The following is a 12228-nucleotide window of genomic DNA, read 5'->3' on the forward strand; positions in this document are numbered from 1 at the left end:
GCGGAGGTGTTACTCATATCCAAATAGATACAGCCAGAGAGGGGAAATACCCCCTCTCTGGCTGTATCCATCTAGGCGATAACCTAGGAGCGACCCTGTGGGTGACGGGAGTCACCGCTTCATGGGGCGCTCATGCTTGCATTAGTGTATTATGCAGATCCCAGGGTGATAGGCCTCAGGGTGATTATAGTCCATGTAGATCACGAGGGCTATGCGGTACTTATAGTAGCGGCCAGCCTTCTTGTCGTGCTCGACGACGAGGAGGTGAGGGTGTTGCCATCGATCGACTTCCCCCAAGGTGCGCCTTGTTCGTGGTAGCTTATACTTCTTGATCTCACGAAGAGCCGTAGGCATACGGGTGAACTTGATTGAGTCAAAGTCCTCCTTGGTAATCTCCTCTCCCGCCCCCTTGTAGTAGAGCTCATATTCCTTCATCTCAGGGAATCCAGCCGCATAGTAGGCAAAGAAGTTCTCAATGACTAAGCTGTCCCCAGATCCTACAACCATGAAATTGTTGTCTTCAGAGAAGTCCACCTTGACCCAGTCTCGGGTTCTTATTTTGCTCCCTCGTGTCTTCACTGGGCGTAGTGGTGAGGCAAGGAGGTATATGGGCTCTCCCGATACGGGAGGAATATAGACACCCGAACTCACGACATAGATATAGATAGAGTCAGGAGTGTTGTACACCTGACCCCACGCTGTGCAGTGGAGGAGGGTAAGGAGGAGGAAGAGTAGTCGCTTCATGGGGCGCTCATGCTTGCATTAGTGTATTATGCAGGCCTCAGGGTGATAGGCCTCAGGGTGATCATAGTCCATGTAGATCACGAGGGCTATGCGGTACTTATAGTAGCGGTCAGCCTTCTTGTCGTGCTCGATGACGAAGAGGTGAAGGTGTTGCCATCGATCGACTTCCCCCAAGGTGCGCCTTGTTCGTGGTAGCTTATACTTCTTGATCTCACGAAGAGCCGTAGGCATACGGGTGAACTTGATTGAGTCGAAGTCCTCCTTGGTGATCTCCTCCCCCGTCCCCTTATAGTAGAGTTCGTATTCCTTCATTCCAGGAAATCCAGCCGCATAGTAGACAAGTCGGTTCTCCAAGATCAGAGAGTCTCCAAACCCTATAGTAATGATATTATTCTCATCAGAATAGTCCACCTTGACCCAGTCTCGGGTTCTTATCTTACTTCCCCGTATCTTCCCCGGGCGTAGTGGCGAGGCAAGGAGGTATATGGGTTCCCCCGATATGGGTGGAATATAGACTGCGCCGCTCGCGACATAGATGGAGTCAGGAGCATTGTACACCTGACTCCAAGCTGTGTAGTGGAGGAGGGTAAGGAGGAGGAAGAGCAGTCGCTTCATGGGTCGTGAGCTTTAGTTTCTGAGTGTGGAGTGTCGGACCAGCTGTGTATGTTGGTTGGGACAAGTGAAGAGAGCAAGACGATAATTGAGCGAGCTGATGAGGGGGAGGTTACTTGCTGAACGTTTTCTTTTCGAGCACTTGGATTGCGATTCGTTGTAGGGCGACGAGCTTTCCCTGATTGAAGGTGAGTAAGAGCTCATGCTGTATAGCCGAGGAGGCCTTGCGGTCTTCTGCTATACGGGCTCGGAGCGTCCCATCGAACCATTCAGCACAGAACGGAGTATCCCCTTGCCCGCCTCTTAGGAAGGAGCGTAGGCGAAAGATCCAGGGTGATAGCTCTTCGGTGGCAGAGGTCGAGGCGAGTGTCTGATCCGTGAGCTCCTGGGCACTCCCATAGGGTCGGACAGAGCTAAGGTATAGTGCACCATCCCTCACGACCCAGCTACAAGATACTCCGATATTGGTACAACGTAACCCGAAACCAATGACGATGAAGTCGTTCTGCTCTAGTAGCTGGGTGTAGCCACGTAGCGACACCAGAGGTGAGACCGCTAGGGGGTAGCGTCTCCCCTCATACTCGAGGGTGTCTGCTCCTACTGTGGAGCTCCGCAGAAGCGAGCGGAAGGGGAGGCTCCGGTCTAGCTGCTCCTCGTACTGGAGCGTTAGGGGATCAGTATGTTGATCCGAAGGGGTAGCAGGGCTCTGTCCAGCTGCCCAAGTAGGAGGTAAGAGAAGCAAGAAGAGCCTCAGTAGAATTTGCTTCATTAGTTTTTTGCTCGGAATCATAGTATTTCAATTGATGGATAGGGGAGGACTACTGCATCGAGCCACTCTGCCAGAAGGTCCTGACCACGCTATCACGTGGGAACTTTTCGATCATAGCGCGGATAAGGCGCGTTTCCTCTTGTTCGGCAGAGTCTACGGGATATTCCCGAGTGAGTCTATCCCAGTCGGCTAGTGCCTCAGCCTGGCGATGGAGCAGCGCCTTGATGAAGCACTGGCTACTCATAGCAGCACGCTCATTGTAGTAATAGGGACGCTCTTCTCCCATATTGAGGGCAAGAGCCTGCTCGTAGTAACGCCTCGCCTGTAGGGTATCCCCGCCTTGCTCAGTGAGCATCCCAGCGCGTACCATAGATTCGGGTGAGTTGGGCTTATACTCGAGGGTGGCTTGGATCGCTTCTGCTCTTTGTCCTAGGCGTGCATGGATCTCAGCCTTGTTTTCATATGCCATCCAGAAGGAGGAGTCTAGCTGGATAGCCCGATTGCACAACTCAAGAGCCGCCAGGAGGGTGTCTCGATTATATATAGGGTTGCGTATGAGCATCTCTATAACCTCCTTTTGTAGTTTGAGGCTCTCGGGCTTGGGTCTACACTCTGACCACCCCTTGCGCTTCTGCTCCTGTGAGTAGCTGCTGAGGAGGACGACCGAGAGGAGTAGGAGAATGAATAAGGGTCTTTTTCTGATCATGGGATTGCTTGTTATAGGTAGAGTATTGTATGATGTCTGTAGTTGTACGCTAGTCCTTGTATGATTGGGATTACCTTCATCGCACGGTGTATGCTGTCCTTGTTGGTTCTTCCTTTATTTTGAGGTAAAGGTAGTCTTTTTCCTTAGCCGAAACTATAGGGGTATCCCCGCAAAGGGGGCAGGGCTGACGCATGATCTCGCTCGTACACTCCTGCCTTTGGATCTTCGGGAGTATCGCTTCATATCCTAGAGAGCCTTAGCCCATCACTAAAGATCCTAGGCTATTCCCAAGAAACAGACCTACAAACGAGCCCTAGAGAGGAGATACTTAGAGCGCACTTGTGTACACGCGTGTATACAGTTGTGTACACGTGGGTATACAGTTGTGTACACACGTGTATACTCATCCCTCCTAGGTAGGAGGTGTTCGCTTGGCATATCTATGCTGGGACATAGATACTTCTATCTTCGGCGTATGCTCCTTGACGACTTTGCCCTCGCACTATGGTGATTTCATACGTCAGCCCTGTGTACCCAATGACATAATGACAGAGGCGAGGACAATGGCATTAGCTTTGTCCTCGCCTCTGTACTTTTCATGTATACATCAAATTATAGACAAGATAAGACCAACGTATGAGCAAGCAAGGTAAGATCGGGGTAACGAGTGAGAATATCTTCCCCGTCATCAAGAAGTTCCTGTACAGTGAGCACGATATATTCCTGCGCGAACTCGTCTCCAACGCAGTCGATGCTTCGCAGAAGCTACGCACACTAGCCTCGGCAGGCGAATACAAGGGGGAGCTCGGGGAACTAGATGTACGTATCAGCTTCGACCCCGAGGCCAAGACCATCACTGTCAGTGACCGTGGTATCGGGATGACAGCAGAGGAGGTAGAGAAGTACATCAATCAGATCGCCTTCTCGGGAGCAGAGGAGTTCCTCGACAAGTACAAGGATGACAAGGTCGCCATCATAGGTCACTTCGGGCTGGGCTTCTATTCTTCCTTCATGGTCTCCAGCCGTGTGGAGATCCAGACCAAGTCCTACAAGGAGGGTGCAGAGGCTGTCCACTGGAGCTGTGAGGGTAGCCCAGAGTACATCCTGGAGGCTGGCAGTCGCACCGAGCGTGGGACGGACATCATCCTGCACATAGACAGCGAGAGCGAGGAGTTCCTATCCCGTGACCGCCTCTCTGCGCTGCTGAACAAGTACTGCAAGTTCCTCCCCATCCCCATCATCTTCGGCAAGAAGCAAGAGTGGAAGGATGGTGCCTACGTAGATACTGAGGAGGACAACCAGATCAACGATACTCACCCTGCCTGGACGAAGAAGCCTAGCGAGCTCAAGGATGAGGACTACATACAGTTCTACCATCAGCTCTATCCTCAGACCTTCGAAGAGCCACTCTTCTGGATCCACCTCAACGTAGACTACCCCTTCAACCTCACTGGTATCCTCTACTTCCCCAAGGTGAAGAACCAGATGGAGCTACAGCGTAACAAGATCCAGCTCTATGCCAACCAAGTCTTCGTCACCGAAGAGGTCGAGGGTATCGTCCCCGAGTACCTCACCCTACTGCATGGGGTACTTGACTCGCCAGATATTCCCCTGAACGTCTCCCGCTCCTACCTACAGAGCGATGCGCAGGTGAAGAAAATCTCGAATCACATCGCTAAGAAGGTAGCTGATCGCCTAGATGAACTCTTCCGCAACGAGCGTCCTCTCTTCGAGGAGAAGTGGGAGAGCCTCAAGGTCTTCGTCCAGTATGGGATGCTATCTGATGAGAAGTTCTATGAGCGTGCTGTGAAGTTTGACCTGCTCACCGACCTCGATGGTAAGTACTTCACTCTCGAGGAGTATCGTACCCTCACCGAGAGCGAGCAGACAGACAAGGATGGACAGCTCGTATGGCTCTACACCAACGACAAGGAGGGGCAGTACAGCGCTATCGAGCGAGCCAGAGAGAAGGGCTACTCAGTCCTTGTCCTCGATGGGCCACTTGACGTCCATGCTATCTCTCAGCTGGAGCAGAAGCTAGAGAAGACCCGCTTCGTACGTGTAGACTCTGACTCCATCGCCAAGCTCATCGTCAAGGATGAAGCTAAGGAAAGCCACCTATCGGTAGAGGAGCAGAAGACGCTCTCAGAGATCTTCAAGGCTCGCCTGCCCAAGGACGAGAAGCGTAACTATAGTGTCGTCTTCGAGGCACTAGGAGCAGAGGCGGATGCCGTACTGATCACTCAGGGCGAATTCATGCGCCGTATGCAGGAGATGGCACGTCTACAGCCAGGGATGAACTTCTATGGCGACCTCCCCGAGGGCTACAACGTCGTACTCAATACCGACCATGCCCTCCTCTCACGCCTCCTCTCCTCGGAGAAGAGTGAGATCGAGCCCAAGCTCCAGAGCCTACGTACAGAGCTTGCCGAGCAGACAAAGCTCGTAGAGGATGCACGCTCTGCACAGTCTGCCAAGAAGCCCGAGGAGGTCACTGCCACTGAGCGCGAAGAGCTCTCCGCACTAGCTGCCAAGCAGGCTGAGATAGAGGGTAAGATCAATGCCGAGCTCCGAGCCTTCGGAGACCGAGAGCCCCTTGTTGGTCAGCTGGTAGACCTTGCACTCCTAGGTAGTGGGCTACTGACGGGTGAGGCACTAGCCGCCTTCATTCGCCGTAGCCAGCAGCTCCTATAGCCCTTTCCTACAAGGTATCACATCCGACCAGCCCTATTGACCTTCGTGTCAGCAGGGCTGGTCTTCTTTCTAATCACCCCATTAGGCTGATTAGACCTATTAGATCTATCAGAGCATTAGTCCGGCTCTACGCTCCTATAATGAACGCCTCGGTCACCTATGTAAGGTGACGGAGGCGTTCTTACTGAGAGCGCATCAGCGCTCTCAGTATGTTCGTTTTCATCCCCCTAACTAGAGACATATGAACGTCCATACCTATGTAGCACTTAGCGGGTGAAAGTACCATTTCGATGGTATGGGTATCAGGCTCACTTTATCCCGAGAAATCATTAACTTTGTGCCTCGATAGCTGGGGGTAGCGTTACTACCCCTATACAAACAGATTATTACATTATATAAATAGGATAAAATAGACATGGACAAGGTAAGCTACGCCCTAGGGCTGAGCATCGGTCAGAACTTCCGAGCTTCCGGCTTTGAGGAGATCAACTTTGAGGACTTCCTTACGGCCTTTCGCACCGTATATGAGGAGGGGCAGCCAGAGATGAGCTATGAGGAAGCCAAGGAGGTCATCAACAATTACTTCCAGGACGTACAGCGCCGTGCCATAGAGCGTAACAAGGAGGCTGGGGAGGAGTTCCTCAAGATCAACAGCCACAAGGCTGGTGTGACGACCCTACCCAGTGGTCTCCAGTACGAGGTCATCAAGATGGGTGAAGGGCCTAAGCCCCAGCTCACCGATTCCGTAGAGTGCCACTACCACGGTACGCTCATCAATGGTCAGGTCTTCGACAGCTCGATGGATCGTGGTGAGACAGCTACCTTCCCTCTTCAGGGCGTCATCAAGGGGTGGACAGAGATCCTCCAGCTCATGCCCGTAGGGTCTAAGTGGAAGGTCGTGATCCCTGCTGACCTAGCCTACGGTGATCGTGGTGCAGGACAGATGATCCAGCCAGGGAGCACACTGATCTTCATCATCGAGCTCATCGCCATCGCTGCCAAGTAAGCTATGAAAGGCTCTACCCCACTCTATACACTCCTACTCGGAGGTCTATGCCTAGGTCTAGGCGCATGCTCTGTCAAGAAGAAAGCGACCTCCACGGGGCTCCTCACTCAGCGGGACTCTGTGTCCTATGCCTTTGGCATGCTCAGTAGCGAGGCTTTTGCCGAGGCTGCCGCTCAGGCTCCTGGTGACTCGATGGATAGACGACAGATGATCCAGGGCTTCTCGGATGCTTTCCTCGGGGAGCCTAGCAAGATCTCTGCCGAGGAGGCTAAGCGCATCTTCGAAAACTACTACATGAGCATCCGTGAGGCTCAGCGTAAGGCCTCCCTTGCCACAGCTGACTCTATCCTCAATGCCAACAAGAGCAAGGAGGGAGTCAAGGTCACCGAGAGCGGGCTGCAGTACCGCATACTACGAGCTTCACAGGGACCTCGCCCGACACAGCAGGACACCGTGGTGGTGAACTACATCGGAAAGCTAGCTAGTGGTAAGGTCTTCGACAACTCCTATGAGCGTGGCGAGCCTGCGACCTTCTCCCTCGGGGACGTTATCCCCGGATGGACAGAGGGGATGGCACTGATGACCCGAGGAGCGAAGTATGAGTTCCTCATCCCCCCCTCACTAGCCTATGGCGACCGAGGTGCTGGAGGAGTGATTCCTGCCAATGCGCCCCTACTCTTTGAGATAGAGCTATTGGAGGTCAAGCCCTATCAGAGCAAGGAAGTGGCAACTCCTAGCGAGGAGCCTGCTACCGAGCAACCAGCCAAGAACACCCCAGCCAAAAAGAAGTCCCTCGGACGAAAAAGATAGCAACGAATACAAACTATTAATATCAATAGACAACAATGAAGAAGATTTCAATCCTCCTAGCTGCTACAGCTATGGCACTCGGTCTCTACTCTTGTGACAAGGGTGGGAATGCCAACCTCAAGGACAACGCTGACAGCGTATCCTATGCCGTAGGCTTCGGCAACGCTAGCGAACTACTTAATGCCATCAAGGGCGCACAGGCTCAAGGAGAGAACGTAGACTCCGCTCTATTCTTCAAGGGCTTCGAAGAAGGCTTCAACAGCGACACCACCAAGCTCTGGTACTACGTCGGTCAGATGCAGGGTGTACAGGCTGCTATGCGCTTCAAGGACGACTCTGTCCTAAAGAAGGCTATCTTCATGGCCGGCTTCAAGAAGGCTCTGAGCGCAGACTCTGCCTCTCGTGTTACTCTGGCTGACAGCCTAGGTGCTATCGCTCAGAAGTACTACGACATCAAGGCTGAAGCTGACCGTAAGAAGTACGAAGCTGAAATGGAAAAGCAGATGGAAGAGCAGTATGGTGAGAACAAGGCCAAGGGTGCTGCCTTCATGGCCGAGTACAAGAAGGAAGCTGGTGTACAGACCACAGCTAGCGGTCTAGCCTATCAGGTTCTCAAGGAAGGTAATGGTAACGCTCCCGCTGCTACCGATATGGTACAGGTGAACTATGTAGGTAAGCTCATCGACGGCACTGTCTTCGACGAGTCTAAGGGCAAGCCTGCTGAGTTCCGTGTAGACGGCGTGATCAAGGGCTGGACAGAGATCCTACAGCTCATGAAGCCTGGTGGTAAGGTCAAGGTGGTTATCCCCTCAGACCTAGCCTATGGTGCACGCTATGCAGGAGAGAAGATCCCGCCCTTCAGCACCCTCGTCTTCGAGATTGAGCTCGTGAAGATCATGCCTGCCGTCGCTGAGGCTAGTGCAGACTCTACAGAGCTCTAGTCGAGGCACACGAAACGAGCACAATACAGAAAGGCTCAGGAGGCTTCCCCACGAGGGGGAATCTCCTGAGCCTTTCTATAGGGGCTCCTCTACTAATTCTTTGAGATAAATGACGTATCTTTGTGCTAACGAGAAAAGTAAATATTCAGACAGCATAGATTAAGAAATGAATATCTTAGAGCTGAGCGAGCAGGAAATCTTCCGCCGTCGTAGCCTAGAGGAGCTTCGCAACCTTGGTATTAACCCCTATCCCGCAGAGGAGTATAAGGTCACGGGATATGCCCGTGAGATACTAGATACCTTCGAGGACGAAGCACCTCGCCGAGCCGTCAGTGTAGCAGGTCGAGTGATGAGCCGCCGTATCATGGGCAAGGCCTCCTTCCTAGAGCTACAGGACTCGACTGGACGTATCCAGATCTACATCACGAGAGATGACCTTTGCCCAGGTGAGGACAAGACTCTATATAATAGTGTAGTGAAGAAGCTCATGGACATTGGTGACTTCATCGGTGTCTCGGGAGAAGTTTTCCGCACACAGATGGGCGAGATCTCTGTACAAGCTCACTCACTCACCTTCCTATCGAAGGCTCTGCGCCCCCTCCCCGTCGTTAAGGAGAAGGACGGTGAGGTCTTCGACAGCTTTACCGACCCCGAGCTACGCTTCCGCCAGCGTTATGTAGACCTCGTAGTCAATCCACACGTACGGGAGATCTTCCTCAAGCGTACTCGCATCTTCAATGCCATGCGTCAGTTCTTCAACGACCGTGGCTATATCGAGGTTGATACTCCCGTCCTACAGCCCATACCCGGTGGTGCAGCTGCAAGACCCTTCATCACGCACCACAATGCACTAGACATCCCCCTCTATCTGCGTATCGCCAATGAGCTCTATCTCAAGCGTCTCATCGTAGGGGGCTTCGAGGGAGTCTATGAGTTCAGCCGTAACTTCCGCAACGAGGGTATGGACCGTACGCACAATCCCGAGTTCACCGCTATGGAGATCTATGTCTCCTACAAGGACTACGACTGGATGATGAGCTTCACGGAGCAGATGCTAGAGCATATCTGCCTCAGTGTGCTTGGTACCACAAAGGTCAAGGTCGGAGAGCGTGAGATCGACTTCAAGGCTCCCTATCGCAGAATCACGATGCTCGATGCCATCAAGGGGCATACAGGTATCGATGTCAGTGGCATGAACGAGGAGGAGCTACGTGCTACCTGCAAGAGCCTCGGCATAGAGGTCGATGATACAATGGGTAAGGGTAAGCTCATCGACGAAATCTTCGGAGAGGAGTGTGAGGGAAGCTATATCCAGCCTACCTTCATTACCGATTACCCCAAGGAGATGTCCCCTCTAACTAAGGAGCATCGCACGAATCCACTCCTCACGGAGAGATTCGAACTCATGGTCAATGGTAAGGAACTTGCCAATGCCTACTCCGAACTCAATGACCCCATCGACCAGCGTGAGCGCTTCGAGGATCAGCTCCGTCTCTCAGAGAAGGGCGATGACGAGGCTATGTTCATCGACGCTGACTTCCTCCGTGCCCTTGAGTACGGCATGCCCCCCACTAGCGGTATGGGCATAGGTATGGATCGTCTGGTCATGCTCCTGACAGGACAAGAAAGCATTCAGGAAGTACTACTCTTCCCTCAGATGCGACCCGAGAAGGTCCTACCTCGTGACAAGAAGGAGGTCTTTGCCTCTGCAGGTATTCCCGAGGAATGGGTACCCGTACTGCATAAGGCAGGCTACCTGACACTCTCAGCTGTAAAGGCTGAGGAGAGGCCCGGTCGCCTACTCCAGCAACTCATGGACATCAAGAAGAAGTATAAGCTAGAGCTCCCAGCCATTACCCTAGAAGAGGTGACGGCTTGGACTGAGTAAAAGGACTATGGAGAGGCCTATAATAAAGGCCTATCCATAGCCACTTCGGCAGCGAAGATGTACGTAGCATCGCTAGTTAATATCTCTACTCTACAGGGTGCATATAGAGTGCAACAGCATAATATATGTAGTGCCACTGCAGGTATCACGAGCCATCTGAGTGACCGCCACTGGGCAGAGTCACAGATAGCGCAGCCGGCTTTGGAGTACCCTATTCACCGCACTGCAAGGATTTAGTATCATGGCAGAAGTCTCTTCAAACCTACCCGGACGTATAGGCATCCTCGGAGGAGGGAGCTGGGCAACAGCCTTGGCTAAGATCGTCTTGACGAGGCAGCCACACCTCAACTGGCTCCTTCGTACGGCCAATCACATCAAGGAGTTTACCCGCCTCAAGCATAACCCCAACTATCTGACCTCGGTGACGTTCGATACCTCTCGTATCACCTTCTTTACCGACTCAGATGTCAATGACTTCTTCCGTGCCTGTGACACGGTGATTTTGGCCACCCCCTCCCCCTACATCCGCTACTACCTCAAGCGAGTACGTACCTCGGTCATCCGCACCAAGCTCATCATCAATGCGATCAAGGGGATGGTACCTGAGGAGAACATCCTTATCTCCGACTACCTACAGGAATACAAGGAGCTACGCCCTGGTCAGATAGGGGTCATCGCAGGGCCTTGCCATGCCGAGGAGATAGCTAAGGATCGGATGTCCTACTTGACTGTAGGATGCTTCGACCTCGGCAAGGCCAAGGTGCTTAGCGAGGAGCTCTTCAGCAATGACTACGTTCACTGCGCTGTAAGCCGTGACGTCGTAGGCATAGAGTACGCAGCCGTGCTCAAGAACATCTATGCCATCGCCGCAGGGATATGCCATGGCATGAACAAGGGGGACAACTTCCAGTCTGTCCTTATCTCCAATGCTATCGCAGAGATGAGTCATTTCGTCGGGACAGTTCACCTACTGAACCGTGATGTCACTGAGTCCGTCTACCTCGGAGACCTACTCGTGACGGCTTACTCCAGCTACAGCCGTAACCGCACCTTTGGGAACATGATCGGGAAGGGCTACAGCGTACGCGCAGCCCAGATGGAGATGAACATGGTAGCCGAAGGATACTACGGAGCTAAGTGCATCCACGAGATCAACCAACGCTACCAAGTGACCATGCCCATCTGCAACACCGTCTATGAGATCCTCTACGAAGGTGCTCCAGTCGAGGCAAGCGTCACGAAGCTAGCTGCGCTCTTTAAGTAAGCCATCCAGTGGAAGACAATCCTTATGATTATGCACTAATGAGCAGAGGTAAAGAACAGACATCTCCACGTCGCATCCTCCTCAGCTTCGACATTGAGGAGTTCGACGTACCGAGGGAGCATGGTGTGGAGCTACCGATGGAGGAGCAAGCACGTATCTCGATAGCAGGTACAGAGGCTATCCTAGATATCCTAAAGGAGCATCAGGTAAAAGCGACTTTCTTCTCTACAGCTAACTTTGCTCAACTTGCCCCAGCTGTCATCACCCGTCTCCTCGACGAAGGACATGAACTTGCCTCGCATGGCTACTACCACTGGACCTTTGAGACTGCAGATCTAAAGCGAAGCAAGGATGCCCTAGAGACACAGACTGGTGTCACTATACGTGGCTATCGTCAGGCACGTATGATGCCCGTAGCAGAGCAAGAGGTGCAGAGGGCAGGATATACCTACAATTCCTCCCTAAACCCCACCTTCATCCCTGGCCGGTACATGCACCTATCTGCACCTCGAACCTACTTCATGAAGGAGGGGATACTTCAGATCCCTGCTTCGGTAACGCCCATCTTACGTTTCCCGCTCTTTTGGCTATCGTGTCACAATCTACCCTTTGGGCTATATCGCTGGCTCTGTCGGCGCACGCTTAGGCACGATGGCTACCTGGTTGTCTACTTCCACCCATGGGAGTTTTATCTGCTGGGTGACCACCCCGAGCTCAAGCTCCCCTTTATCGTTCGCAATAATTCAGGAGAAGGGATGAAGGAGCGTCTCAGCAAATGGATCTCTGCCTTCAAG

General features: G+C 52.7%; 11 protein-coding genes. 7 read left to right on the top strand and 4 right to left on the bottom strand.

Annotation, left to right across the window (positions count from 1 at the left end):
* Positions 1 to 141 precede the first annotated feature (141 nt).
* The 4 genes from QZ554_RS03440 to QZ554_RS03455 form a co-directional block, all read right to left on the bottom strand.
* Positions 142 to 744 (bottom strand): hypothetical protein, encoded by a 603-nt coding sequence (locus tag QZ554_RS03440; RefSeq protein ID WP_297194407.1) that lies wholly within the window; start codon positions 742 to 744, stop codon positions 142 to 144.
* A gap of 18 nt (positions 745 to 762) precedes the next feature.
* Positions 763 to 1359 carry a hypothetical protein gene (locus QZ554_RS03445; protein ID WP_297194410.1) on the bottom strand — a complete coding sequence of 199 codons (597 nt, stop codon included), beginning with the start codon at positions 1357 to 1359 and terminating at the stop codon, positions 763 to 765.
* 109 nt (positions 1360 to 1468) lie between these two features.
* Entirely contained in the window at positions 1469 to 2125 is a 657-nt protein-coding gene (locus QZ554_RS03450; protein ID WP_297194412.1) for a hypothetical protein, read from the bottom strand.
* Positions 2126 to 2174: 49 nt separating this feature from the next.
* On the bottom strand, positions 2175 to 2831 hold the full coding sequence (locus QZ554_RS03455; RefSeq protein ID WP_297194414.1) for a hypothetical protein: 657 nt from the start codon (positions 2829 to 2831) through the stop codon (positions 2175 to 2177).
* A gap of 636 nt (positions 2832 to 3467) precedes the next feature.
* On the opposite strand from QZ554_RS03455, the gene htpG reads away from it, so the two are divergent.
* From htpG to QZ554_RS03490, 7 genes are all read left to right on the top strand, one after another.
* Positions 3468 to 5525 (top strand): molecular chaperone HtpG, encoded by a 2058-nt coding sequence (gene htpG, locus QZ554_RS03460; protein WP_297194416.1) that lies wholly within the window; start codon positions 3468 to 3470, stop codon positions 5523 to 5525.
* A 415-nt stretch (positions 5526 to 5940) separates the two neighbouring features.
* Positions 5941 to 6531, top strand: a complete 591-nt coding sequence (locus tag QZ554_RS03465; RefSeq protein ID WP_297194418.1) for an FKBP-type peptidyl-prolyl cis-trans isomerase — start codon at positions 5941 to 5943, stop codon at positions 6529 to 6531.
* Between the two features lie 3 nt (positions 6532 to 6534).
* Positions 6535 to 7341, top strand: coding sequence for an FKBP-type peptidyl-prolyl cis-trans isomerase (locus QZ554_RS03470; RefSeq protein WP_297194420.1), 807 nt, complete (start codon positions 6535 to 6537; stop codon positions 7339 to 7341).
* Between the two features lie 35 nt (positions 7342 to 7376).
* Positions 7377 to 8282, top strand: coding sequence for an FKBP-type peptidyl-prolyl cis-trans isomerase (locus QZ554_RS03475; RefSeq protein WP_297194422.1), 906 nt, complete (start codon positions 7377 to 7379; stop codon positions 8280 to 8282).
* Positions 8283 to 8448: 166 nt separating this feature from the next.
* On the top strand, positions 8449 to 10170 hold the full coding sequence (gene lysS, locus QZ554_RS03480; protein ID WP_297194424.1) for a lysine--tRNA ligase: 1722 nt from the start codon (positions 8449 to 8451) through the stop codon (positions 10168 to 10170).
* A gap of 241 nt (positions 10171 to 10411) precedes the next feature.
* Complete coding sequence (locus tag QZ554_RS03485) at positions 10412 to 11434, top strand: NAD(P)H-dependent glycerol-3-phosphate dehydrogenase (protein WP_297194426.1); 1023 nt, start codon at positions 10412 to 10414, stop codon at positions 11432 to 11434.
* 38 nt (positions 11435 to 11472) lie between these two features.
* Positions 11473 to 12228, top strand: a 756-nt coding sequence (locus QZ554_RS03490; protein ID WP_297194428.1) for a polysaccharide deacetylase family protein, incomplete at its 3' end; no start/stop codon positions are given.

This window comes from uncultured Porphyromonas sp., assembly GCF_915070105.1.
GTDB lineage: Bacteria > Bacteroidota > Bacteroidia > Bacteroidales > Porphyromonadaceae > Porphyromonas.